This is a genomic window from Rhodopseudomonas sp. (assembly GCF_048594845.1).
GTDB lineage: Bacteria > Pseudomonadota > Alphaproteobacteria > Rhizobiales > Xanthobacteraceae > Rhodopseudomonas.
Map to the genome: position 1 here is coordinate 27,531 of NZ_JBMDXE010000363.1, position 23,565 is coordinate 51,095.

The 23,565-nt window shown below is 65.8% G+C and carries 20 protein-coding genes and 2 tRNA genes; 7 read left to right on the top strand and 15 right to left on the bottom strand.

What is annotated here, in order from left to right:
* Positions 1-133: 133 nt before the first annotated feature.
* The 6 genes from ACOJTD_RS24900 to dusB form a co-directional block, all read right to left on the bottom strand.
* Positions 134-991 (bottom strand): D-amino-acid transaminase, encoded by an 858-nt coding sequence (locus tag ACOJTD_RS24900; RefSeq protein WP_420135527.1) that lies wholly within the window; start codon positions 989-991, stop codon positions 134-136.
* Between the two features lie 37 nt (positions 992-1,028).
* Positions 1,029-2,396, bottom strand: coding sequence for a sigma-54-dependent transcriptional regulator (locus tag ACOJTD_RS24905; protein ID WP_420135528.1), 1,368 nt, complete (start codon positions 2,394-2,396; stop codon positions 1,029-1,031).
* Positions 2,397-2,413: 17 nt separating this feature from the next.
* A complete protein-coding gene (locus tag ACOJTD_RS24910) occupies positions 2,414-4,702 on the bottom strand; it encodes an ATP-binding protein (RefSeq protein WP_420135529.1) in 2,289 nt (762 codons plus the stop codon).
* A 159-nt stretch (positions 4,703-4,861) separates the two neighbouring features.
* Positions 4,862-6,304, bottom strand: a complete 1,443-nt coding sequence (gene ntrC, locus ACOJTD_RS24915) for a nitrogen regulation protein NR(I) (protein ID WP_420135530.1) — start codon at positions 6,302-6,304, stop codon at positions 4,862-4,864.
* A gap of 10 nt (positions 6,305-6,314) precedes the next feature.
* Positions 6,315-7,487, bottom strand: coding sequence for a two-component system sensor histidine kinase NtrB (locus ACOJTD_RS24920; RefSeq protein ID WP_420135531.1), 1,173 nt, complete (start codon positions 7,485-7,487; stop codon positions 6,315-6,317).
* Entirely contained in the window at positions 7,484-8,548 is a 1,065-nt protein-coding gene (gene dusB / locus ACOJTD_RS24925; RefSeq protein ID WP_420135532.1) for a tRNA dihydrouridine synthase DusB, read from the bottom strand. Before dusB ends, ACOJTD_RS24920 begins: the two co-directional genes overlap by 4 nt.
* Before the next feature lie 201 nt (positions 8,549-8,749).
* Between dusB and ACOJTD_RS24930 the strand changes: the two genes are divergently transcribed.
* Both ACOJTD_RS24930 and ACOJTD_RS24935 read left to right on the top strand, forming a co-directional pair.
* Positions 8,750-9,946: a bifunctional 2-C-methyl-D-erythritol 4-phosphate cytidylyltransferase/2-C-methyl-D-erythritol 2,4-cyclodiphosphate synthase gene (locus tag ACOJTD_RS24930; RefSeq protein ID WP_420135533.1), complete on the top strand. Its 1,197-nt coding sequence runs from the start codon at positions 8,750-8,752 to the stop codon at positions 9,944-9,946.
* 1 nt (position 9,947) lies between these two features.
* Positions 9,948-10,571, top strand: a complete 624-nt coding sequence (locus ACOJTD_RS24935) for a CinA family protein (RefSeq protein ID WP_420135534.1) — start codon at positions 9,948-9,950, stop codon at positions 10,569-10,571.
* 351 nt (positions 10,572-10,922) lie between these two features.
* On the opposite strand, the gene ACOJTD_RS24940 is transcribed toward ACOJTD_RS24935, so the two are convergent.
* On the bottom strand, positions 10,923-11,396 hold the full coding sequence (locus ACOJTD_RS24940; RefSeq protein ID WP_254982614.1) for a type II toxin-antitoxin system RatA family toxin: 474 nt from the start codon (positions 11,394-11,396) through the stop codon (positions 10,923-10,925).
* Between the two features lie 9 nt (positions 11,397-11,405).
* A complete protein-coding gene (gene lipA / locus ACOJTD_RS24945) occupies positions 11,406-12,365 on the bottom strand; it encodes a lipoyl synthase (RefSeq protein ID WP_420135535.1) in 960 nt (319 codons plus the stop codon).
* 153 nt (positions 12,366-12,518) lie between these two features.
* On the opposite strand from lipA, the gene ACOJTD_RS24950 reads away from it, so the two are divergent.
* Entirely contained in the window at positions 12,519-13,145 is a 627-nt protein-coding gene (locus ACOJTD_RS24950) for a DNA-3-methyladenine glycosylase (RefSeq protein WP_420135536.1), read from the top strand.
* 161 nt (positions 13,146-13,306) lie between these two features.
* Here ACOJTD_RS24950 and ACOJTD_RS24955 read toward each other — a convergent pair whose 3' ends face one another.
* The 5 genes from ACOJTD_RS24955 to ACOJTD_RS24975 all read right to left on the bottom strand — a co-directional run bounded on the left by ACOJTD_RS24955 (position 13,307) and on the right by ACOJTD_RS24975 (position 20,620).
* Positions 13,307-13,867, bottom strand: coding sequence for a hypothetical protein (locus tag ACOJTD_RS24955; protein ID WP_420135537.1), 561 nt, complete (start codon positions 13,865-13,867; stop codon positions 13,307-13,309).
* A 275-nt stretch (positions 13,868-14,142) separates the two neighbouring features.
* Entirely contained in the window at positions 14,143-17,013 is a 2,871-nt protein-coding gene (locus ACOJTD_RS24960) for a valine--tRNA ligase (protein WP_420135538.1), read from the bottom strand.
* A gap of 182 nt (positions 17,014-17,195) precedes the next feature.
* A complete protein-coding gene (locus ACOJTD_RS24965) occupies positions 17,196-17,990 on the bottom strand; it encodes a PopZ family protein (RefSeq protein ID WP_420135539.1) in 795 nt (264 codons plus the stop codon).
* Between the two features lie 294 nt (positions 17,991-18,284).
* Positions 18,285-19,667, bottom strand: a complete 1,383-nt coding sequence (locus tag ACOJTD_RS24970; RefSeq protein ID WP_420135551.1) for a TolC family outer membrane protein — start codon at positions 19,665-19,667, stop codon at positions 18,285-18,287.
* A gap of 287 nt (positions 19,668-19,954) precedes the next feature.
* Positions 19,955-20,620, bottom strand: a complete 666-nt coding sequence (locus ACOJTD_RS24975; RefSeq protein WP_420135552.1) for a protein-L-isoaspartate O-methyltransferase family protein — start codon at positions 20,618-20,620, stop codon at positions 19,955-19,957.
* Positions 20,621-20,874: 254 nt separating this feature from the next.
* Here ACOJTD_RS24975 and ACOJTD_RS24980 point away from each other — a divergent pair.
* From ACOJTD_RS24980 to ACOJTD_RS24995, 4 genes are all read left to right on the top strand, one after another.
* Positions 20,875-20,949, top strand: a tRNA-Asn gene (locus tag ACOJTD_RS24980).
* A 132-nt stretch (positions 20,950-21,081) separates the two neighbouring features.
* Positions 21,082-21,273, top strand: a complete 192-nt coding sequence (locus ACOJTD_RS24985) for a hypothetical protein (RefSeq protein ID WP_420135540.1) — start codon at positions 21,082-21,084, stop codon at positions 21,271-21,273.
* A 421-nt stretch (positions 21,274-21,694) separates the two neighbouring features.
* On the top strand, positions 21,695-22,141 hold the full coding sequence (locus ACOJTD_RS24990) for a hypothetical protein (RefSeq protein WP_420135541.1): 447 nt from the start codon (positions 21,695-21,697) through the stop codon (positions 22,139-22,141).
* 261 nt (positions 22,142-22,402) lie between these two features.
* Positions 22,403-22,576: a hypothetical protein gene (locus ACOJTD_RS24995; protein WP_420135542.1), complete on the top strand. Its 174-nt coding sequence runs from the start codon at positions 22,403-22,405 to the stop codon at positions 22,574-22,576.
* A 118-nt stretch (positions 22,577-22,694) separates the two neighbouring features.
* Here the strand turns inward: ACOJTD_RS24995 and ACOJTD_RS25000 are convergent.
* Both ACOJTD_RS25000 and ACOJTD_RS25005 read right to left on the bottom strand, forming a co-directional pair.
* Positions 22,695-22,768, bottom strand: a tRNA-Cys gene (locus ACOJTD_RS25000).
* Between the two features lie 65 nt (positions 22,769-22,833).
* Complete coding sequence (locus ACOJTD_RS25005; protein WP_420135543.1) at positions 22,834-23,565, bottom strand: tRNA-uridine aminocarboxypropyltransferase; 732 nt, start codon at positions 23,563-23,565, stop codon at positions 22,834-22,836.

The following is a 23,565-nucleotide window of genomic DNA, read 5'->3' on the forward strand; positions in this document are numbered from 1 at the left end:
TCTCACCGGAGCTTCGCAACGGTTGCCAGCCTCCCTGAGATCCCCCTCTGAAAGCCGACAGCGGATTAGAGAGTACGCTTGCTTGTTAGGCAAGCAGCTAAATCGGACGTCGCGCCTTCCGCCACACGAAAAATCAGGAAAACGTCGCGAAGCGGTGAAACTGCTCCCGCAGCCGCAACGCCACCGGTCCGGGTTTGCCGCTTCCGATGGCATGTCCGTCGATCGCAACCACCGGCATCACGATCATGCTCGCCGCGGTGACGAATGCTTCCGCCGCGCCGGCGGCCTCCTGCGGCGTGAACGGGCGCTCCTCGAAGCGGATCTGCAGCGCTTCGAGCGCATCCTTCAGCACGCCTCGGGTAATTCCTGACAAGATACCCGAATTGTCCGGGCGCGTAACGACACGACCTTCCTGCGTGACGATCCAGGCGTTGCTCGATGAGCCTTCGGTGACGAAGCCGTCGCTATCCACATACCAAGCCTCGTAGGCCCCCGCCTCCCGCGCCGCCTGTTTGGCGAGCACGTTCGGGAGAAGCGCAGTGCTCTTGATATCGACCCGCGGCCAGCGGTTTTCCGGGACGGTGATCACCTTGATGCCCCGCGCAGCATTCTCGGCGCCCTTGGCCGGATTGAGGCTACGTGCCGTCACCACGATGCTGGGCTTCACCGAAGCCGCCGGAAAGCCGTGATCGCGGCGCGCGACGCCGCGGCTGATCTGCAGATAGACAATGCCGAACCCCACACGGTTGCGGCGTACGACTTCGTGCATCACCACCGACAATGCCGCCAGCGGCATCGGCATCGCGATCCGCAATTCGCCGAGCGAACGCTGCAGCCGGGCCAGATGCCGCGGCATGTCGACCAGCTTGCCACCGCGAACTTCGCAGACTTCGTAGACGCCGTCGGCGAACTGATAGCCGCGGTCCTCGATATTGACGCTGGCGTCGCGCATCTCCTGATAGCGGCCGTTGACATAGGCGATACGCGACATCGGTTGGGTCCAATGCTGTTTGTTGTGGAAACGACGATCAGCCGACGCCGAGTGCCTTGAGCTTGCGATGCAGCGCCGAGCGTTCCATGCCGACGAACTCGGCGGTGCGCGAGATGTTGCCGGAGAATCGGCTGATCTGCGCAATCAGATAGTCGCGCTCGAACACTTCGCGCGCTTCACGCAGCGGCAGCCCCATGATGTGCTCACCATTGTTGCCGGTCGGCATGGTCGGCACCATCGAGCCGACGTCCTGCGGCAGCATGTCAGCGGTGATCACTGCGTCGGGTCCACCGCCGGCGAGGATCATGACGCGCTCGACGTTGTTGCGGAGCTGGCGGACGTTGCCCGGCCAGACGTGCGATTGCAGCACCGCCATCGCGTCCTGCCCCATCTGTCGCTTCGGCAGGCCGGTCGCGACCGAGATCTGCTCCATGAAGTACTCGATCAGCTCGGGGATGTCCTCGCGCCGCTCCGACAGCGGCGGCACCCGGATCGGCACCACCGACAGCCGGTGATACAGGTCTTCACGGAAATGCCCGGCGGCGATTTCCTCTTCGAGATTGCGCGCGGTCGAGGAGATGATGCGGACATCGACATTCACCTTGGCGGTACCGCCGAGGCGCTGGAAGGTCTGCTCGACCAAGACCCGCAGGATCTTGTTCTGAGTCTCGCGCGGCATATCGGCGATTTCGTCGATGAACAGCGTGCCGCCATGCGCCTCTTCGAGTGCGCCGGCCTTGCGCGGCTGCTCGCCATTCGGTTCGGTGCCGAACAGCTCGACCTCCATCCGCTCCGGCGTGATCGCGGCAGCGTTGATCACCACGAACGGGCCGTCCGCCCGGCTCGACGCGTTGTGCAGCGTCCGCGCGGCCAGTTCCTTGCCCGAGCCGGACGGCCCGACGATCAGGATGCGGCTGTTGGCCTTGGCGGCGCGCTCGATGGTCTGGCGCAACTGGTTCATGCAGGCCGAGCGGCCCATCAGCGTCGAGGCCGACGGCGCCTGCTGCTTGAGCTCGCGCACCTCGCGCTTGAGCCGCGAGGTCTCCAGTGCGCGGGTCGCGACCAGCAGAAGCCGGTCGGACTTGAACGGCTTCTCGATGAAGTCGTAGGCGCCGCGCTTGATCGCCGCCACCGCGGTTTCGATGTTGCCGTGGCCCGAGATCATCACGACCGGAACCTCGGCATGCTCCTTCTTGATCTGCTCGAGCAACTGCAAGCCGTCGAGCTTGCTGCCCTGCAGCCAGATGTCGAGGAAAATCAGATTTGGACGTCGGGCGGCAATTTCAGCCAGCGCGGAATCGCTGTCGCGCGCAGTGCGCGTGCTGAAGCCTTCGTCCTCGAGAATACCGGCAACGAGATCGCGGATGTCCGCTTCGTCGTCGACGATCAGGATGTCATTCGCCATGTGTCACGCCTGTCAATTCAGCCGCTGCTCGCAGCTGCTATCGTTGGTTCGTTGCCGGCCTTGGTTTTTGGTTCACCGGCGGGCGGTGTCACGGGCTGGCCGGACATCGCAAATCGCAGTCGCATCCACGCCCCGCGCTGGCCGGGCCGGATATCGGAAGCGTCGTTGAGTTCGATACCGCCACCGTGGTCGACCAGCACGCGCCCGACGATCGCGAGCCCGAGCCCCGTGCCCTTCTCCCGCGTCGTCACGTAGGGTTCGAGCAAACGCGAGCGGCTTTGTTTGGGCAGACCGATGCCGTTGTCGATGACATCGATGACGATGTCCTCGCCGTCGCGCGCGGCGACGACTTCGATTTTGCCCTTGCCGAGTTCTTCCGGCGGTACCGCCTCGATCGCCTCGGTGGCGTTCTTGATGATGTTGGTCAGCGCCTGCGAGATCAGGCGACGATCGAACCGCGCGCGCAGCGGATCATCCTTGATCTCGGCTTCGATATCGACCTCGGGATGGCCGACCCGCATCAGGAACACCACCTGCCGCACGGTGTCGGCGACGTCCTCGCCCTCGATGACCGGCTTAGGCATCCGTGCGAACCGCGAGAATTCGTCGACCATCCGGCGGATATCGTCGACCTGGCGGACGATGGTGTCAGTGCACTGTTCGAAGATGCCCTTGTCTTCGACGATGACCTTGCCGAATTTGCGCTTGATGCGTTCCGCGGAGAGCTGGATCGGCGTTAGCGGATTCTTGATCTCGTGCGCGATGCGGCGCGCGACGTCGCCCCACGCCGAGGTGCGCTGCGCCGACACCAGTTCGGTGATGTCGTCCAGCGTGATGATGTAGCTGTCGCGCGTGTGGCCGGTCTGCTCGGCGGTGACGCGCACCGAGAGAATGCGCTCGCGGCCGTCGCGGTTGATGGTGATCTGACCCTGCACCAGCCGCTGCGAACCCTCGCGGGCGTTGGCCATCATCTCGTCGAGCTCGGGAATCACCTCAGACAGCGGATGGCCGAGCGTCTCCGACTCGGAGTGGCCGATCAGCTTCTCGGCCGAGCGATTGAGGATGCCGATCGACAGCGAGCCATCGACACCGATGATGCCGGCGCTCGCCGACGACAGTACGGCCTCGATGAAACGGCGGCGGCTGTCGATCAGCTCGCTGGCGCTGACGAGCTCGTCGCGCTGGGTGCGCAGCTCCTGCGTCATCTTGTTGAAGGTCTCGCCGAGCTGCGACAGGTCGCCCTCGGACTTGAACACCGGGACCTGCACCTGCAGATCGCCGGTCGAGACCAGCTTGGCGGCGCCCATCAGCCGGCGGATCGGCGCCACCAGCCAGTTGGCGAAGTTGAGCCCGATCAGCACCGAGGACATCAGCACCGTCAGCGCAATCACCGTGAACATCAGCGCGAACGCCACCTGCACGCCGAGCCTGCGCGCCTCGATCTCGGCATATTCGGCGACGCTGGCCTGGGTCTGGCGAAGCTGCGCCACCACCCGCGGATCCAGCAGGCGCGCGACATAGAGGAAGGTGTCCTCGAACCCCTTCAGGCGGATGACCGCGGCGACGTAGTTCGCCTCGATGAACACCGCGATCTGCGGCTCGGTATCGTCGACGTTGCTGAGGAACTCCGGCGCCGGGGTGTCGAAGTCGCGCTGAATGCCGGTCTGCGCCGACGCCAGGACGTTGCGGTCCTTGTCGATCAGCATAGCGCCAGGGAGATTGCGCGTCTTGGCGCTGGCGGTGAGGAATTCCTGGAAGGATTTGCGGTCCTGGTCGAACAGCGGCCGGGCGTGCGAGATGTCGTTCGCCATGCCGAGAATGTCGCCGCGGATCAGCTGGCCGTGCTCGTGCAGATAGGCGTTGGCGACGATCAGCGAATTCTGGATGACTGCCCGAGTCGGACCGGAGAACAGACGGTCGAGGCCGCGATCGAGTGTGACGTTGGCGACCACGGAAACCAGCACGGCCGGCAGCACCGCGATCACCGAAAACAGGCTGACAATCTGGACGTGCAGACGCGCTGCAGCTCGACCGCGTCGCCGCGCCTGGATGATCTTCCAGACCTCGTGGGCGATGATTCCCACCAGCAGCAGCACGGTGGCGGCGTTGATCATCAGGAACGTCACCACGACGTCCCGGGTCGGGGCGATCGGCGTCAGGCCGGTTAGAACGACAAAGGTCAGGAAGGCCGAGAGCAGCGCCACGCCAACGGCGATCGGCGCCAGCAGCTTGCGCCAGGTGGCGGTGCGCGGCTCGGCGATCGAGGGGTCGTCAACGGTTTGGGCCGACGTCTCTGCGCTGGTCATTCTGGCAATGGTCATTGAATGCGAATGGCCGCCTCCCGTAGGCGGCCATGTGATGCATTCCTACAACATTGTTGCTCAATTGCGACAATATCGCGGCGCGTCGCCCAAACCACCTCGGGCGACTACGCGGTCCACAGCAGAAAGACTTGTCCCGGCGTCTCAGCCGCCGGTGCGGTACACTTGAATATCGAGGTCCCGGATCTTCTTGCGCAGGGTATTGCGGTTCAGCCCGAGCAAGTCGGCCGCCCGGATCTGATTACCGCGAGTCGCGGCCAGCGCTGCGGTCAGCAGCGGCACCTCGATCTCGCGCAGCACCCGGTGATAGAGGCCGGGCGGCGGCACACCGTTCGGGAAGCCCGAGAAGTGCGACGACAGATACATTTCGACCGCACCGCCGAGATTATCGATGGTGTGGGACACGCTGCCGCCTGAGACGACCGCCGGCGGCGCCAGTTCGCCGTCGATCACCGACGCGGTGATGACGTCCTGCGGATACAGCGCTGCGAGACGCCGAGCGAGGTTCTCGAGTTCGCGGACGTTGCCCGGCCAGCGATGCTGCTTGAGCCGCTCCAGCGCCGCGGCGTCGAGCTTCTTGGCCGGCAGACCATCCTTCTCGGCCAGCGCGAAGAAGTGGCGCACCAGGTCGGGCAGATCCTCGATGTGCTCGCGCAGCGGCGGCAGCCGCAGCGGCACGACGTTGAGGCGGAAGAACAGGTCTTCGCGGAAGAGTCCCTGCTGGATCAGGATGCGCAGGTCCTTGTTCGACGCGGCGACGATGCGCACGTCGGTCTTGATCGGGGTGCGGCCGCCGACCGTGGTGTATTCGCCCTGCTGCAGCACGCGCAGCAAGCGTGTCTGCGCCTCCATCGGCATGTCGCCGATTTCGTCGAGGAACAGCGTGCCGCCTTCGGCCTGCTCGAACCGGCCGGAGGCACGGCTGTTGGCACCGGTGAAGGCGCCGCGCTCGTGGCCGAACAGTTCGGACTCGATCAGGTCGCGCGGGATCGCCGCCATGTTGACGGCGACGAACGGGCCGTTGCGGCGCTTGCCGTAATCGTGCAGCGCGCGCGACACCAGCTCCTTGCCGGTGCCGGACTCGCCGGAGATCATCACCGTCAGGTCGGTCTGCATCAGCCGCGCCAGCACGCGATAGATCTCCTGCATCGCCGGCGAACGGCCGACCAGCGGGATCGAGTCGAACTCGTTCTCTTCGGCCGGATTGCTGGAGCGCTCCTTCGGCTCGGCCAGCGCGCGGCCGACGATCGCGATCAGCTCCTTCAGATCGAACGGCTTGGGCAGGTACTCATAGGCCCCCTTCTCCGACGCGCGGATCGCCGTCATGAAGGTGTTCTGCGCGCTCATCACGATGACCGGCAGATTGGGCCGCATCTTCTTGATGCGTGGTAACAGGTCGAACGCATTTTCGTCGGGCATCACCACGTCGGTGATCACCAGATCGCCCTCGCCCTGGCTCACCCAGCGCCACAGCGTCGCGGCGTTGCCGGTCAGCCGCACCTCGTATCCGGCGCGTGACAGCGCCTGATTGAGGACCGTGCGGATGGCGGTGTCGTCGTCCGCTACAAGAATACTACCTGCGGGCATTAGTCAGTCCTCATCTTGCGTTCTGTGAGGCAGGAGATGACGCCGGCTCGTCCTCGCCCGTACTCTGATTGTAAGCCTTGGCCGTGTTGTACATCGGCAGCAGCACGCGGAAGGTGGTCTTGCGCGGCTGCGATTCACATTCGATGATTCCGCCGTGGTCGCCGACGATCTTGGCCACCAGTGCGAGCCCGAGGCCCGAGCCCGACGCCTTGGTGGTGACGAACGGGTCGAACAGATTCGGCAGCAGGTCCTCGGGCACGCCAGGGCCGTTGTCCTTGACGCAGAACTCCAGCGGCAGCGACACGCGGGTCTTCTTGCCGGGCACCGACAGCCGCACGCCGGGACGGAACGCCGTGGTGAGCTGGATCTCCGCCTCGGTGCCGAGATCGACCAGCGCCTCGGCGGCGTTCTTCACCAGATTCAGGAAGACCTGAATTAGTTGATCCTGGTTGGCAAGCACCGGCGGCAGCGACGGGTCGTAGTCCTCGACGAACTTGATATTTCGCGCGAAGCCGGATTGCGCCAGGCGCTTCACGTGATCGAGCACCGAATGGATATTGACCGGCCCGCGCGCCACCGGGCGGTCGTCGCCGAACACTTCCATGCGATCGACCAGCGTGACGATGCGGTCAGCCTCGTCGCAGATCAGCCGCGTCAGCATGCGGTCTTCCGACGACGCCTGCTGCTCGAGTAATTGCGCCGCGCCGCGAATGCCGGACAGCGGGTTCTTGATCTCGTGCGCCAGCATCGCCGCCAGCGCGATCACCGAGCGCGCGGCGCTGCGATGCGTGAGCTGCCGGTCCATCTTGTCGGCGATGGTGCGCTCCTGCAGCATCACCACGATATGGCCGGGTCGTTCGGTCAGCGGCGCGACGTGCAGATCGACCTGGCGGTCGGCACCGATCCGCGGCGTGCCGAGATCGACCTTGTATTCGTTGACCGGCGAGTTCCCGCTGCGCACCTGCTCGATCAGCGCCAGCAACGGGCTGCCGAACGGCACCAGCTCGGTGAGCGACTGCCGCTGCAGCAACTGAGTCGAGATCTCGAAGAACGACTCCGCCGCCATGTTGGCGTCGATGATCTTGCCGTCGGGGCCGACCAGCAGCACCGGATTCGGCAGCGCGTTGAGGATCGCATCGCTCTCGTTCGGCTTGGCGGCGCGCGGTTCGAGGACGGCGTTCATGCTGCGGCTCTCCAGGCAAAGTCGTCGTAGGCATCGGCGAGCGCGCGATGCACACGGGCCGGATTGGTGTCGGTGAGGATCTGGGTTCTCCAGTGTTTGAGCGTATCGGCCGGGGCACCGCTCACGGCGGCCGCGACGTCGAGCGACCAGCCGAGATGTTTGCGTGCATGGCGCAGGCCGATGCGTTCGCCATACAGGCCGAGAACGCCGTCGTAGAGTTCGCGAAGATAAGTCAGCTGATCAGCGAGCGACGGCATCTCCTCGGCGTCGCCGCCCGCGAGTCGGCGGCCGATCTGGCCGGGAAGCCAAGGTTGCCCCTGCGCGCCGCGGCCGATCATCACCGCATCCGCGCCCGACTGATCGAGCGCCGTGACGGCGGCCTTGTAGGTGGTGATATCGCCGTTGACGACGAGCGGAATGTCGATGGCCTCGCGCACTGCGCGGACGGCGGCCCAATCGGCCTCTCCCTTATAGAACTGACAGCGGGTGCGGCCGTGCACGGTGACCAGCTGCACGCCGGCGTCCTGCGCGCGCCGCGCCAGCTCCGGCGCGTTGCGCGAGCTGTCGTCCCAGCCGAGCCGCATCTTCAGCGTCACCGGCACACGCACAGCGCCGATCGTCGCCTCGATCAACGTCAGCGCATGATCGAGATCGCGCATCAGCGCCGAGCCGGACTGGCCGCCGGTCACATGCCGGGCGGGGCAACCCATATTGATGTCGATGATGTCGGCACCGCCCGCCTCGGCGATTCGCGCGCCTTCGCCCATCCAATGCGGCTGGCAGCCGGCGAGCTGGACGACGTGCGGACCGTCGTCGATCGCATCACAGCGCCGAATCGACATCGCGCGCCCGTTGACGAGGTCTTCGCTGGCGGTCATTTCGGAGACGACCAGACCGGCACCGAGACTTGCGACCTGCTTGCGAAACGGCGCGTCGGTAATTCCGGACATCGGCGCCAGCAGCACCCGATTGGCCACCGCAATATTGCCGATTTTCAAAGGCGGCGAACCTGTTACTGTGGGGCGGGTCACAAGCTGCTCATTCTGTCGCCAGCGCTTCATTGCGACTGGCCTAGCTCAATGTTTGAGCATCATATGTCATTGCCTACAGTTTAGCCAGTTATACCAGACATGCAAGTGCGTTGCAGCATTATGCCCAGCGGCAGAACCGCGAAACATGCTGAATCCACTCCTAGTCATGCTAAGGGCTGGCGCGCACCGCTCTAAGTCTCACCGCCTGCCAAGAAGCTGACCCAGATACCGATGTCGACCTCTCCCCGTACCGCCGCCATCATTGTCGCCGCTGGCCGAGGCCTGCGCGCCGGCGCTGGCGGCCCGAAACAATACCGCACGCTCGCCGGACGGCCCGTGATTGCGCGGTCTCTGGAGCCGTTCTGCAGCCATCCGGAGATCATGGCGGTGCAGCCGGTGACCAATCCGGACGACACCGCGCTGTTCAACGAGGCGGTCGCCGGCCTCAGCTTCCGCCCCGCGGTCGGCGGCGGCGCGACCCGGCAAGCCTCCGTCCGCGCCGGCCTCGAAGCGCTGGCCGAGCTCGCCCCGGACATCGTCCTGATCCACGACGCTGCGCGTCCCTTTGTCACGCCCGCGCTGATCTCCCGCGCCATCGTCGCCGCCGGCCAGACCGGCGCGGCACTGCCGGTGGTGGCGATCGCCGACACGGTGAAGCAGCTCAACGCCGCCGGCGAAGTCGAAGCGACGCCGGACCGCGCGCATCTACGAATCGCCCAGACGCCGCAGGCGTTTCGCTACGACGTGATCCTCGATGCGCACCGCCGCGCCGCGCGTGACGGCCGCGATGATTTCACCGACGACGCCGCGATCGCCGAATGGGCGGGATTGACGGTTGCGACTTTCGAGGGCGATGCTGCCAACATGAAACTGACCACGCCGGACGATTTTGCGCGCGAAGAGAGCCGCCTCACGGCGCTGCTCGGTGATATCCGCACCGGCACCGGCTACGACGTCCACGCTTTCGGCGACGGCGACCACGTCTGGCTGTGCGGCCTCAAGGTCCCGCACAATCGCGGCTTCCTGGCGCATTCGGACGGCGACGTCGGCCTGCATGCGTTGGTCGATGCGATCCTCGGCGCGCTGGCCGATGGCGACATCGGCTCGCACTTTCCGCCGACCGACCCGCAATGGAAGGGCGCGGCGTCCGACAAATTCTTGAAGTACGCGGTCGATCGCGTCGCCGCGCGCGGCGGCCGCATCGCCAATCTCGAAGTGACGATGATCTGCGAGCGGCCGAAGATCGGCCCGCTGCGCGATCCGATGCGGCAGCGCATCGCCGAAATCACCGGTCTGCCGGTATCGCGCGTGGCCGTGAAGGCGACCACCAGCGAGAAGCTCGGCTTCACCGGCCGCGAAGAAGGCATCGCCGCCACCGCCAGTGCGACGATCCGGCTGCCCTGGGGCGCCGACGGTCTGGCCGGCTGAGATGGGCAGCAACGACGCCCGCACCCTCGCCCGCGCGTTGCTCGACCTGTGCCGTTCGCGCAAGCTGATGATCGCGACGGCTGAATCCTGCACCGGCGGCCTGGTCGCCGGCGCGCTCACCGACATCCCCGGCTCCTCCGACGTCATCGACCGCGGCTTCGTCACCTACTCCAACGCCGCCAAGCACGAGCTGCTCGGCGTCGAGACCGCGACGCTGACGACATTCGGCGCGGTCAGCAAGGAAACCGCAATCGCGATGGCGGTCGGCGCGCTGGAGAAAGCCGATGTCGATCTGGCGGTGTCGATCACCGGCATCGCCGGCCCCGGCGGCGCAACGCCGAACAAACCGGTCGGCCTCGTGCATTTCGGCGCCGCTGCGCGTGATGGCCGCATCGTCCACCGTGAACACCGCTTCGGCGCGATCGGCCGCAGCAACGTCCGCCAGCGCTCGGTGGTCGAAGCCCTGCGGATGCTGCTGGAACTTGCCCGCGGCCCGAAGCCGCCGACCAAGGCCAAGCCCGCGCCGGCGACCGGCGTCCACAAACGCGTCGCCCGAACGCCGCGCCGCGCCGCCGCCGGAAAGCGCGTCCCGCCGAAGCGGGCGGTGAAGCCGAAGAAGAGTTAGCGCGCTGCAGCTCTTTGCCACGACTTGAGGTAGATGCGGCTCAATCAGAATGCACTGCGCAGCCCCACCACAGACGTCACCCTCCGCGAAAGCGGAGGGCCCAGTATCCCAGAGCGCTTGTTATTGAACCGCAACCGCTCTGCAATACTGGGTCGCCCGGTCAAGCCGGGCGATGACGACGGAGTTTGTGGTGCGCGGTGTGTGTAATTAGCGGTGTGTAGTTAGTGGAGTGCTCAACCTCTCCGTCATTGCGAGCGAAGCGAAGCAATCCAGCTCCGTGCACCTGGGCTGGATTGCTTCGTCGCTGCGCTCCTCGCAATGACGGCTGCGCTGATGACGGTGAAAACCTAACTACGCCCGCGACAGCTTGGGCGCGCCGCCATAGACCTGATCCGCTCGCGTCTCGAACGCGGCGGCGAAGCGGTGGAAGGCGGTGTCGAACATCGCGCCCATCAGCGTCGCGAGCATCCGGCTCTTGAACTCATAGGCGAGGAAGAAGCCGACCTCGCAGGCGCGCTCGGTCTTCGGCACGAAGGTCCAGCGGTTCTCAAGATTGGAGAACGGGCCTTTCAGATACTCGACGAGAATCTTCAGATTGTCGCGGTCGAGCGTGACGCGGCTGGTGAAGGTCTCCTGCACCAGCTTAAACGACACCGTCATGTCGGCGATCACCACTTCGGTGCCGTCCGGCTGCACGTTCCGCTCGCGGATCTTCAGCGCCTTGCACAGCGGCACGAATTGCGGATAGCGCTCGACGTCGGCGACAAGGTCGAACATCTGCTGGGCGCTGTGCGGCACGCGGCGCTTGCTGGAAAACTGCGGCATGGTCGACGCTCAGCGCGCCAACGCGGCGCGGGCCGCCTTCAGCTTGGCAAAATCCTCGCCGGCGTGATGCGACGAGCGCGTCATCGGCGACGCCGACACCATCAGGAAGCCCTTGGCATAGGCGGTCGTCTGATAGCCGGCGAATTCGTCCGGCGTAACGAAGCGCATCACCGCGTGATGCTTGCGGGTCGGCTGCAGATACTGGCCGATGGTGAGGAAGTCGACGTCGGCGGAGCGCAGGTCGTCCATCACCTGCAGCACCTCGTGGCGCTCCTCGCCGAGCCCAACCATGATGCCGGACTTGGTGAAGATGGTCGGGTCGAGTTCCTTGACCCGCTGCAGCAGCCGGATCGAATGGAAGTAGCGCGCGCCCGGCCGCACCGACAGATAGCGCGACGGCACGGTCTCGAGATTGTGGTTGAAGACGTCGGGCTTGGCGGCGACCACGACTTCGAGCGCGCCGTCCTTGCGCAGGAAGTCGGGCGTGAGAATTTCGATCGTGGTGGTCGGGCAGGCTTCCCGCACCGCGCGGATGGTGGCGGCGAAATGCGCCGCGCCGCCGTCGGCGAGATCGTCGCGGTCGACCGAGGTGATGACGAGATGCTGCAGCCCGAGCTTGCGGGTCGCCTCGGCGACGTAAGCCGGCTCGTTGGCATCGAGCGCGCCCGGCAAGCCGGTCTTGACGTTGCAGAACGCGCAGGCCCGGGTGCAGGTGTCCCCCATGATCATGAAGGTGGCGTGCTTCTTGTCCCAGCACTCGCCGATGTTCGGGCAGCCGGCTTCCTCGCACACGGTGACGAGGCCGTTCTCCTTGACGATGCCCTTGGTCTCGCCATAGCCGCGCGACGTCGGGGCGCGAACGCGGATCCAGTCCGGTTTCTTCGGCGACAGCGCATCCGGCCGCGCCGCCTTCTCCGGATGCCGGGGGCGGACGGGAGTGGATGACACAGTATCGACGAGAACGACCATGCGGGCCCCGATTGGATGCGAGAACCTTACCTAATCCGGCATCCGGCGTCCCGCAACCCGGGCCGCTTGCCGGCGCTTATCCCTTGGAATAATGCTCGGATTTTCGGCAGTCCCGGCGCTCCGTGCCCTCCCGAACCCTCCGTACCCGGATCGATGCCCCGCACCCGCCTTCCCGCTGCGCCCGCCGACTCGACGCCCGCCGCAGCCCGCCTTGGTCCGCAGTTAACCCGGCGCTTCTTCGCCCGCAGCGTCCACGCCGTCGCACCGGAGCTGATCGGCGCCACGCTGCTGTTTGACGGCGTCGGCGGCGTCATCGTCGAGGTCGAGGCCTATCACCACACCGACCCGGCGGCGCATTCCTATGGCGGCCAGACGCCGCGCAATGCGGTGATGTTCGGCCCGCCCGGCTACGCCTACGTCTACCGCTCCTATGGCATCCATTGGTGCGTCAATTTCGTCTGCGAGGCCGAAGGCTCCGCCAGCGCCGTGCTGATCCGGGCGCTGGAACCGACCCACGGCCTGGGCGCGATGCGCGAACGGCGCGGCCTCGAAGACGCCCGCACGCTGTGTTCGGGCCCCGGCAAGTTGACCCAGGCGCTCGGCATTACGATCGCCGCCAACGCGTTGCCGCTCGACGAAGCGCCGTTCGCGATCCATCGCCGAACTACAACGCCCGACATCGTCACCGGCCCGCGGATCGGCATCACCAAGGCGGCCGACTACCCGTGGCGGTACGGGCTCTCCGGCTCCCGCTTTTGGAGCAAGGCGTTTCCACATTAAATCTTTCGCGCAGTACCTTCCCCACCCTCTCCCGTCATTGCCCGCGAAGGCGGGCAACCCAGTATTCCAGAGCGCTGCGGCTAAGTAACGGACGCTCTGGAATACTGGGCCCTCCGCCTTCGCGGAGGGCGACGTTTGTTAGTGGTGTCGCGCCGCCGACTTCAGCGGGCCACCGTCCTCATCTTCCGCAAATGGTCCGGGTACCACACCGTGAAGATCGCCGTGCCGATCAGCACCGCGTAGGAGATCAGCTCGTAGCCGAGTTCGGGTAGCAGCAGCTGCTTCATCTTGCCGAACGCCAGCACAGCGTTGATGGTGAACGCGCTCGCCCACACGCTCGTCATCAGCACGTTGGTGCGGATAAAGAACGGGTCGGTCCACAGCGACGGGTCGACGTGCTCCTTGGCGTAGTCGAGCGTGAACGGCTTGCCGAGCGCGATGGTCAACCAGGCGCCGAGCGCCAATGCGCCGTTGGCGAGCACGCCGAGATGGCGCAGCGTCCAGCTGTCGTTGAAGCCGATCACCGCGATGGTCGCGGCGCCGAAGAATACCACGCCGACCCACAGGATGATGCCGCGATGCAGCCGCAGCACGCCCATCACAACGGTCAGCGCCAACGCGACGCCGAGCCCGATCTCGACCCGCAGCAGCGAGTCCCGCGCGATGATCAAGAACGACAGCCACGGCGCGAACGACAGCAGCAGCTTGAGAAACGCGAGCATAGGACGGCCCCCTGTCGGCGGCCGATCCTACGCGCTTGTCCGTGTGTCACACTTTGGCGCCGATCAATAGCGCCGCCCGACCATGCCGAATGGTTACTCCGGCGTAGCGGGATACGATCTCAGACAGGCCTGCGCGTCCCGACGCGGTGCAGCGCGCAGCGGTCCGCAGATCCGGGACCCCGGTTTTGCGCCAGCGCCGGACACCGGGGCCCCGGATCAGCAGCGCACCACGCCGCGAAGGGCGGCGCGCTGCGCAGCGTCCGGGGCACAGCGTGTCAGCTCGCGTTCTTGATCCGCAGCAGCGCTTCGAGGATCTTCATCTTGCGGGCGATCGCGGCTTCGCGCTTTTCACGCTCTTCCTCGACCACTTCCTCGGCGGCGTTAGCGACGAACTTCTCGTTCGCCAGCTTGGCCTCGGCGCGCTTGATGTCGGCTTCGGCCTTGGCGAGCTCCTTTTCGAGCCGCGCCTGCTCGACCGCGAAGTCGATCACGCCCTTCAGCGGTAGCGCCGCTACGTCGCCGCGGACCAGCAGCTGCACGGCGCCCTGCGGCGCGGCGTCGGCGAAGCTGATGTCACCGACGCGCGCCAGCCGCTTGATCACGTCGCTCCAGCGCCCGGCGCGAAGCTGGGTTTCGGCCGGTACGCCGGCGAGCACCAGCGGCGTCAGCGTCGACGGCGCGATGTTCATCTCGGCACGCACCGAGCGGATCGCGGTGACGAGATCGACCACCCAGCCGATCTCGGCCTCCGCCGCATCGTCGGTGAAGTCGGGCTGCTCGGTCGGGATGTTGAGCAGCGCCGGCGCGACCATCGGATCGCTCGACGCCGAAGCAGTCATCACCGCGAGCTGCTCCTCGCTGATCCCGGCCTTGCGCGACCACGGCGCCAACACAAGAAGGTTGTCGCGCGTCGCGGTGACCGCCCAAAGCTCCTCGGTGATGAACGGCATGAACGGGTGCAGCAGCTTGAGGATCTCGTCGCGCGCCCACGCCACCATCGCGCGGGTTTCGGCCTTGGCCGGGCTGTCGTCGCCCATCAGCACCGGCTTGGCGAGTTCGAGATACCAGTCGCAATACACGTTCCAGACGAAGCGATAGGCCGCGCCCGCCGCGTCGTTGAATCGATAGGTCTCGATCGCTTCGGTCACCTCACGCACCGCCCGCACCGTTTCGTGCGCGATCCAGCGGTTCAGCGTCTCTTTCGCCGAGGTGTAGTCGAAGCCGGACGGCGCCGCGCAGCCGTTCATCTCGGCGAAGCGGCAGGCGTTCCACAGCTTGGTGGCGAAGTTGCGATAGCCCTCCACGCGGCTCGACGCCAGCTTGATGTCGCGGCCCTGCGCCGCCATCGCCGCCAGCGTGAAGCGCAGCGCGTCGGCGCCGTACTGATCGATCAGGTTCAAGGGATCGATGACGTTGCCCTTCGACTTCGACATCTTGGCGCCCTTCTCGTCGCGGACGAGGGCGTGGATGTAGACGGTCGGGAACGGCACGTCGTCCATGAAGTGCAGGCCCATCATCATCATCCGGGCGACCCAGAAGAAGATGATGTCGAAGCCGGTGACCAGCACATTGGTCGGATAGTAGCGCGCGATCTCCGGCGCCTCGTCGGGCCAGCCGAGCGTCGAGAACGGCCACAGCGCCGACGAGAACCAGGTGTCGAGCACGTCTTCATCGCGGGTGATGAAGCCCTCTCGCTTGACCGGGTCTTCCGCCATGTCGTGCGCCTGCGCGGGCGTCAGCACTTCCTGCTCGACATAGTAGCCGAGCGCGTTGCCGATTGCCTCTTCCTCGGTTTCGGCGACGAACACCTTGCCGTCCGGGCCGTACCAAGCCGGGATCTGATGGCCCCACCATAGCTGACGCGAGATGCACCAGGGCTGGATGTTCTCCATCCACTCGAAGTACGTTTTTTCCCAATTCTTCGGCACGAAGGTGGTGGCGCCCGAACGCACCGCGGCGATCGCCGGCTGCGCCATGGTCTTGGCGTCGACGTACCATTGGTCGGTCAGGAACGGCTCGATCACCACGCCCGAACGGTCGCCGTGCGGCACCATGTGGACGTTGGGCTCGATCTTCTCCAGGAAGCCGAAATCGTCGAGCCGCTGTACGATGATTTTTCGCGCGGCGAAGCGGTCGGTGCCTTCCATCTCTTCGGCGAATTCGCGCGCGCCTTCGGGCAGGCCTTCAAGATAGGCGCTGTTGTCGGCGATCAAGATCCGGCCTTCGATGTCGAGCACGTTGATCTGCGGCAGATGATGCCGCTTGCCGACCTCGAAATCGTTGAAGTCGTGCGCCGGCGTGATCTTCACCGCGCCCGAGCCCTTCTCGGGATCGGAATAGTCGTCGCCGACGATCGGAATGCGGCGACCGACCAGCGGCAGGATGACGTGCTTGCCGATCAGATGGGTGTAGCGCTCGTCCTCAGGATTCACCGCGACCGCGGTGTCGCCCAGCATCGTTTCGGGCCGCGGCGTCGCGACGACGATGAAACTCGACGGCTCGGCCGGATCGAACGTCTTGCCTTCCAGCGGATAGCGCAGATGCCACAGGCTGCCCTTGACCTCGACCTGCTGCACTTCGAGATCGGAGATCGCGGTCAGCAGCTTCGGGTCCCAGTTGACCAGCCGCTTGTCCTTGTAGATCAGGCCCTGGCGGTGCAGCTCGACGAACACCTTGACGACGGCGCGCGACAGCCCCTCGTCCATCGTGAAGCGCTCGCGCGACCAGTCGCACGACGCGCCGAGACGCTTGAGCTGGTTGACGATGACGCCGCCGCTCTCGGCCTTCCACTGCCAGACGCGCTCGAGAAATTTGGCGCGGCCCATGTCGCGCCGGCCCGGCTCCTGCCGCTCCATCAGCTGGCGCTCGACCACCATCTGGGTGGCAATGCCGGCGTGGTCGGTGCCGGGCTGCCACAGCACGTCGCGGCCGCGCATCCGCTCGAACCGGCACAGGATGTCCTGCAGCGTGTTGTTGAGGGCGTGGCCCATGTGCAGCGAGCCGGTGACGTTCGGCGGCGGGATCACGATCGAATACGGCTCGGCGTTGCGGCGATCCGGGCGGCCGGCCTTGAAGGCGTCGGCATCGTCCCAGGCGCGCGCGATGCGGCTTTCGATCTCGGCGGGCTGGTAGGTTTTCTCGATCATGGCCATGCAATCAAAAATGGCGCGTGCCGGCGGCGGACGCGCGTCTGGTCGGGGCTAGAAACCTTCCGGAGCACCGCAAGTCAACGGCGCAGGTCAAGGTACGGGTCAGCCCTGCAGATCTGACCGCCAAACCACGATGAAAAGCCGGATGCGGCGGCTGGGGGTGAAGCGCGCCGCCTCGCCTAGCGGCCGCGCGAGACCCGCTCGATTTCCTGGCGGACGATGCGCTCGACCAGAGTCGGCAGATTGTCGTCGAGCCAGGACTTCAGCATCGGCCGCAGCATCTCTTTGACGAGATCCTCGAGCGTCCGGGCGTTGTTGCTGAGCACGGTGTTGGCGAGCGAATTGAAGGCCGATTCCACCGCGGACATCGTCGCGCGGGACATGATCGGCGCCTGCGGCTCTTCGGACCAGGACGCATGCGGCGGCTGGGCCGGCGGTTCCGGTGCGCGCGGCTCCGGAGCCCGCGGCTTCGGCGGGGCTTCGGCGAACTCCAGATCGTCCTCGATCGGCTTCTGGAACGCAGCGTGCGGCAGCGGAGTCGGCGCGGGAGCCGGTGCCGGCTCGGGCTCCGGAAGCGCCATCTCGTCGGTCAGCTCCAACACGTCGCCATCAGGCTGCGGCGGACGAATCTCGTCATCAGATGTGGCGGCGTCGAGGCCGGCGAGCAGCGCGTCGATATCGTCCTGACTGTTGCTCTCGGAAGCCGGCGGCGGCGGCGCTGGCGCCGGCTTGGGCGGCGCGGCGGGCTTCGGCGCGGCGGCTTGCGGCGGCGGGCTCGGTGCGGGTGGTGGGGTCATGGCCGCGGGCTTGCTCGGCTGAGGAGCCGGTTTGGGCGGCTCGGGCTTCGGAGCGACAGCGGCAACCGGCTTGGCCGGAGCCGCTGCGGGCTTGGCTTCATCATCCGCGATGATACGGCGAATCGACGCGAGAATCTCCTCCATCGAAGGCTCTTGGGCCCTGGCAGGCTGCGTCATCTCCGACTCCACATCATCACGCCCTTATCGGCGTTGTACACCAAAGCTCTGCGGGATGGCCCGGTTCCGGATCGAAGCGCCCGACTTTCACCGGTGAAGCCGGACTTGTCCCCAGCAGAAGCACGGAGCGTTCTTCGATGCCGATCCGACGCATCGCGAAGCGCAACACCGCGCACACATAGCAATAGCGAAACGAATCGCCATCGTCATGCGCGTTACGCTACGGTACGCCACAAACTGATTGCAAGTAATCGCCGGCAGCTCCGCGCGATGCGCGGCTGCCGGCGCGGAAGATCAGCGGCCGTCCGGCGTGCGCACGCCGATCCAGGAGTCGCGGACCTGCTGGTAGTGAACGCTCGGATCGTAGACATCGGTCTTGAGGCCGAGCACCTGCGGCGCAAGGCGACCGATCGCGCTGAGCACAGAGTACGAAGCGACGACGCGATCGTGCTGCGCGGTCACCAGCGACACTCGGGCATTCACGAGGGCCTGCTGCGCGTTCAACACGTCGAGGGTGGTGCGCTGGCCGGCGCGCGCTTCTTCACGCACGCCATTGAGCGCGATCTCGGACGCCTTGACCTGGGATTGCGCCGAGGCGACCTGGGCTCGGCCCGCCTGGAGCTGGCCCCACGCCTGCACGATGGTGGCGCGGGTCTGGTCGCGGACCTGTTCGAGATTGAGACGCTGCTGCGCCAGCGATTCCTTGGACTGCCGGATCAGCGAATATTCGGCGCCGCCCTGGTAGATCGGAATCGAAACCTGGGCCAAGGCCGAGGCGGTGAACTGCTTCGGCGTGGTGATCGACTGCTCGTAGCCCTGCTGCGCATTCGCCTGCAGGGTCACGGTCGGGAACAGCGCGCCTTCGTTGATCTTGACGTTCAGGAAGCTGACGTCGATGCCGAACATCGCTGCGGTGACGTTCGGGTTCTCGGTGAGACCGAGTTCGACGGCCTGCGCCAGCGTCGACGGCAGGAAGCGATCCACCGGCGAGCCCGGCGCCAGCCCCGTCGGCTCGCTGCCGATGATGCGGCGATAATTCGCGCGGGTCGTGGTGAGGTTGGATTCGGCGGTCAGCAGCTGGGTGTTGCCGGCCGCGAGTTGCGCCTGCGACTGCGCCACGTCGGTGCGGGTCACCTCGCCGACATTGAAGCGGTCGTTGGTCTGCTTCAGCGTCTGTTCGAGCACGCGGACGTTCGACTTCTGCACCTCGACGGTGGCGGCGTCGCGCAGATAATCCATGTAGATCGTCGCCGCCGAAAGCAGGACCGACTGTTCCAGCACGCGCAGACCTTCGCGGGCCGACGACACCTGGCTCTCGGCTGCCCGGGTGCGGTTGGCAGTCTGGTTGCCGTTGAACAGCGTCTGGGTCGCGGTGACGCCGATGGCGCGCGGATAGTTGCTGCCGCTGAGATGAACGTTGCTGCCGGCGACGACCGAATTGACGTCGGTGTACTGATAGCCGCCGCTCGCGGTGATCGAAACCTTCGGCCGATAGCCCGACAGCGCCTGCGGCACCGACTCGTCGGTCGAGCGCACCGAGGCGCGCTGCGCGTTGAGTTGCGGGTTGGTCTTATAGGCTCGGATCAGCGCCGCTTCGATCGTATCGGCGAGCACCGGGACCGGGCCGAGACACGCCAGAACGAAGCCGGCGGTGGCAAGGCCGGTGATGCGCTTCATCCGATTCATACTGGCGATCCAATCTGCGTTTCACTTGACCGCACGACTCTAGGGCCCGCGAAATACCACGCGAGGCCAAGGGCCGACGTGAGTCCCTGCTCACCATATGCCACGGCGTGAACCGAAGGAACCTCTCGCGCGGGCCAGATGAATGAAACTTGTGAGCTGGGGCCTGAAAGCCACACTTCTGATTCGAAACAGGAAAATCCTGTTCGCGCACGGTTTTGCCCGGTCCGCGAGGACCAGGCCGTGCAGCCCCAAGAGCGCGGGCGAAACGCCCGCCGACGCTAGAATACGAACGCGGGCGCGCGCTGCAAGCCGGGCAGCATCGGGACAGAGGTATCGAACAAGACTCGGGCACCAAAATCGCCCGGCGACCGCGTCACGACGGTCGCACGCTGCGGCCGGCTGCTCGCGAAGACGCCGACCAGGCGACCACCCATTTTGAGCTGGTCGTAAAGCTTGGTCGGCTCGATTTCGGTCGCGCCATTGAGCACGATCACGTCGAACGGGCCATCGGTCGGGGCTCCGTCGGCATTCTCGGCTACCCGCACGGTGACGTCGCCCAGTCCGAGCGCACCGAGCGTCGCGCGGGCCCGTTCGGCGAAGGCGGAATCGTCGACCGTGGTGACGGCGGACGCCCCGAGCTTGGCGACCAGCGCCGCCACGTATCCGGTCGCACCACCCACCACCAGCACTCGGTCGCCGCGCGCGATATCGGCCTCCTGCAGCAGCCTGGCCGTCACCGTCGGATTGAGAATGACGTGGCGGTATTCGCCTTTACCGTCGAGATCGATGTCCTGGTCGAGATAGGCCAGCGACTGCTGCGCCTCGTCCATGAACACCTCGCGCGGAACCAGCCGCATCGCGTCGATGATTCGCCAATCGGTCACGCTGTGAGGCCGAATCTGATTGTCGACCATGTTCAGGCGAGCGCGCGCGAAATCCGACATCGGTGTTCCCTGGTGGAGTGAGCCGGAGCCATCCATGATGCAACGCGGTCGAAAACGCAACATCTTGCGAAACCGGGGAGAACATCGCCGCGCCCCCTTCCCACGACCGCTTCAGATCGCTACATCAGCGCTACGAAGCGGTCGCGGCCGCGGACCAATAAAGCTGTCGCAGGACATTCACGAACCGTGGATTTCTGCTTTCCAACCCGGGACGGCTTTGTTATACGCACCCCGCGAAGCTTGCTTCGGCTCGTTCCCTGGTAGCTCAGTGGTAGAGCAACCGGCTGTTAACCGGTTGGTCGCTGGTTCGAATCCGGCCCGGGGAGCCAACATCTTTTTCCGACATCGCTGATGACCCCTCACCGTCCCGCTGGCGCGATGCTGTTGCGCGCCGTCAATGACGGGCCGCTTTTGCGTCCGCAAATTGGACCGGCCGCAGACTGAGATCGGGGCGTTCGGCGATGAGCCTTTGGGCCAGCATCAAGAACCTCTTCATCCCGTGGAATTTGATCCGCCAGGACGACCCGCCCGCCGAGGGTGACCGCGTCCACCATGTGATGTTCGGCCAGACGATGGCGGACGGCATCGCCGGCAACGGCATGACCGACCTGCCGACGCCGCCAAGCCATCCGCCTGCCCCGCCGCGGGAGTAATCGTCACGCTGCGCATTGCATGATCCGACAACGCGCGGTGGCGATCGTGTACCGCGCCGCTCTCGTCAGCATGTTGTCAGCACGCCGCAACTAACTTCCCATCGAGGCTAGGCCGATCACGTCCCCCACGTCGATCGGGTGCGTCTCATCACAGCTTCCGAAATCTCCGGCCGCCGTAAGGTGGCCGGCTTTTTCGTGCCGCACGTTTGCAGCTCCTACGTCGCTGCGAGCGCGGCGCACCCGCAATGGATGGTGCACATCCATTTGTCCCGCCAGCGTTGTAACTACGCGCCGGTCGATCGAAGCCCTCACGCCGCTGTGATTCATCGATGGTGCGACGCCGGAACAAGTCTCCCCGGACCACGTTGCGTGGTCATCGAATTCGACGCTTCGCGAGATCAACAACAGGGAGAACTACCCGATGATTCGTACTATCGCGCTCGCCGCGGTCGCGGCCACTGTCGCTTTGTCCGCCGCCACGCCGGCCTCGGCTCAGCACCGCGTCAAGCACATGAAGAACACCACGATGTGCTCGCAGATGGATCCCAACTGCCGCACCGGCGCACAGGCCCGCTACGTCGATCGCGACCAGTGGGGCAACACCGGCTGGCGCGACAGCAACGCGGCGTTCTGGCCGGCTGACGTCGCCGCCGGCGTCGTGGGTGGTGCGGTCGGCGCTGCCGGCGCCATCGCCACCGCGCCCTTCCGCGCCGCGGCCTATGACGCCGAATATGGGTGGAATCAGCCCTATGGCTGGGATCAGCAGCGCTATGGCTGGAACCAGTCCTACGCCCAGCGTAACGGCTTCGTTTGCCAGCCGGGCACGACGTTCCGTGGCGAAGACGGCCTGATGCATCTCTGCCAGTAAGTCGTTTAACTTTGGCCGATCGCGCGTTGCGTATCAGCGGCCGGCCCTGCGAAAGCCGCTCCCTCGGGGGCGGCTTTTTGCTGGGCGAAGCTCATCTCGGATTAAGAAACGATCAACCCTGTTGATCGGCTCCAACACATCGCACCATCCATTTCTAGGTGGCGCCCACGCCAACAACACCGATCGATAAAATTCGAACGATCGGCTCAACCTGACCCCAAACCATATTCGGCACACTGCGGCTCGACAGGGAGTCGATCCATGAGTGAAGCCGAATACAACCGTCTGCTCGACGAAGTCAGCCTGGCCTGCGCCGAAGGTGTGCAGGACAACCGTCGTCAGCCCGCGCAGCTGCTGTCGATGCGCCGCGCTGCCAACGACAATCAGATCGAATGGCCGCTGATTCCGTTCCCGTCGGGTTGGCACGCGTCCTGAACGACAAGGCCCGGCGCCGATCGCGCGGCCTCATCCAGCCGGCCTTATCAACAAGGACAGCAGCCAACGCGCAGTGCGCTCGGCCGACGAAAGCGGGGATCGTTTCTGTGGGAATGGTTGGAGGCCACGACCAGAATTGAACTGGTGTACACGGTTTTGCAGACCGTTGCGTAACCACTCCGCCACGTGGCCCCAACGGCCGAACTCATATACGGCTGCGCCGCGATAGGCAACCGGCCGAGACGCGGCTCCTGGCCCTACCCCCGCTTCTTCCGCCGCCAGTCCCGCTTCTTCGGTTTGGGCGCCAGTTCCGGCAGCTCGGCCTGCACCTCGCGAAACCGAGCCAGCATCCGGTCGAAGGCCGCCAGCAGCGTGGCTTCGATATCGGGGCGCTTCTGCAGCCGGCTCAGCAGCAGCGCGGCGGCTTCCAGCGTCGACAGACCATCGCGGCGCGGCTCCTTGCGGAGCTTGCCGTAGCGCGACGGCGCTGCCGGATCGAGAATGACGCGCTGGCATTTCAGCATCCAGGCGTTGCGCCACCACAGCGCCTTGGCCTGGCTCCAGGTGCCGTCGAGCAGAATGACGCCCTCGATATCTCGCAGGATAGGGTCCTGATGCGGCTCGGCCTCGCCCTTGCGGTCGATCGCGACGATCTCGCGGCCCTGCAGTAGCTCGGCCGCGCGCGCCGAGCCGAGATACAGCACCGCCCAGCGCGACGGATCGTGCACCGGACGGCCGAGCGCCTTGGACAGGCTTGGCCACGACAGCCCGACCTTGACCACCGCGTCCTTGAAATGCTGCGCGGTCAGCCGCGCGGTGCCGAGGGCGCGGTCCTGCTCCTGCGGATGCTGCAGGATCAGAAGCTGAATGCGGCTCTTGATCGGCTCGACGCTGTCGCAGATGCACAGCGGTTGCGGTTTGCCACAGTGCGGGCAATCCGGAATCACCTCGCCGAGCGGCGCTTCGTCGGACACGGGGTCGATCGTCAT

Excerpts from the sequence above, each read along its gene's own strand:
- ACOJTD_RS24960 (WP_420135538.1), bottom strand. The coding sequence starts at position 17,013 with ATGATCGAGAAAACCTACCAGCCCGCCGAGATCGAAAGCCGCATCGCG.
- ACOJTD_RS24930 (WP_420135533.1), top strand. The coding sequence starts at position 8,750 with ATGTCGACCTCTCCCCGTACCGCCGCCATCATTGTCGCCGCTGGCCGA.
- ACOJTD_RS24920 (WP_420135531.1), bottom strand. The coding sequence starts at position 7,487 with ATGAACGCCGTCCTCGAACCGCGCGCCGCCAAGCCGAACGAGAGCGAT.
- ACOJTD_RS24940 (WP_254982614.1), bottom strand. The coding sequence starts at position 11,396 with ATGCCGCAGTTTTCCAGCAAGCGCCGCGTGCCGCACAGCGCCCAGCAG.
- ACOJTD_RS24985 (WP_420135540.1), top strand. The coding sequence starts at position 21,082 with ATGAGCCTTTGGGCCAGCATCAAGAACCTCTTCATCCCGTGGAATTTG.
- ACOJTD_RS24965 (WP_420135539.1), bottom strand. The coding sequence starts at position 17,990 with ATGACGCAGCCTGCCAGGGCCCAAGAGCCTTCGATGGAGGAGATTCTC.
- ntrC (WP_420135530.1), bottom strand. The coding sequence starts at position 6,304 with ATGCCCGCAGGTAGTATTCTTGTAGCGGACGACGACACCGCCATCCGC.
- ACOJTD_RS24990 (WP_420135541.1), top strand. The coding sequence starts at position 21,695 with ATGATTCGTACTATCGCGCTCGCCGCGGTCGCGGCCACTGTCGCTTTG.
- ACOJTD_RS24975 (WP_420135552.1), bottom strand. The coding sequence starts at position 20,620 with ATGTCGGATTTCGCGCGCGCTCGCCTGAACATGGTCGACAATCAGATT.
- ACOJTD_RS24900 (WP_420135527.1), bottom strand. The coding sequence starts at position 991 with ATGTCGCGTATCGCCTATGTCAACGGCCGCTATCAGGAGATGCGCGAC.
- ACOJTD_RS24950 (WP_420135536.1), top strand. The coding sequence starts at position 12,519 with ATGCCCCGCACCCGCCTTCCCGCTGCGCCCGCCGACTCGACGCCCGCC.
- dusB (WP_420135532.1), bottom strand. The coding sequence starts at position 8,548 with ATGAAGCGCTGGCGACAGAATGAGCAGCTTGTGACCCGCCCCACAGTA.
- ACOJTD_RS24935 (WP_420135534.1), top strand. The coding sequence starts at position 9,948 with ATGGGCAGCAACGACGCCCGCACCCTCGCCCGCGCGTTGCTCGACCTG.
- ACOJTD_RS24910 (WP_420135529.1), bottom strand. The coding sequence starts at position 4,702 with ATGACCAGCGCAGAGACGTCGGCCCAAACCGTTGACGACCCCTCGATC.
- ACOJTD_RS24905 (WP_420135528.1), bottom strand. The coding sequence starts at position 2,396 with ATGGCGAATGACATCCTGATCGTCGACGACGAAGCGGACATCCGCGAT.
- ACOJTD_RS24970 (WP_420135551.1), bottom strand. The coding sequence starts at position 19,667 with ATGAAGCGCATCACCGGCCTTGCCACCGCCGGCTTCGTTCTGGCGTGT.
- ACOJTD_RS24955 (WP_420135537.1), bottom strand. The coding sequence starts at position 13,867 with ATGCTCGCGTTTCTCAAGCTGCTGCTGTCGTTCGCGCCGTGGCTGTCG.
- lipA (WP_420135535.1), bottom strand. The coding sequence starts at position 12,365 with ATGGTCGTTCTCGTCGATACTGTGTCATCCACTCCCGTCCGCCCCCGG.
- ACOJTD_RS25005 (WP_420135543.1), bottom strand. The coding sequence starts at position 23,565 with ATGACGATCGACCCCGTGTCCGACGAAGCGCCGCTCGGCGAGGTGATT.
- ACOJTD_RS24995 (WP_420135542.1), top strand. The coding sequence starts at position 22,403 with ATGAGTGAAGCCGAATACAACCGTCTGCTCGACGAAGTCAGCCTGGCC.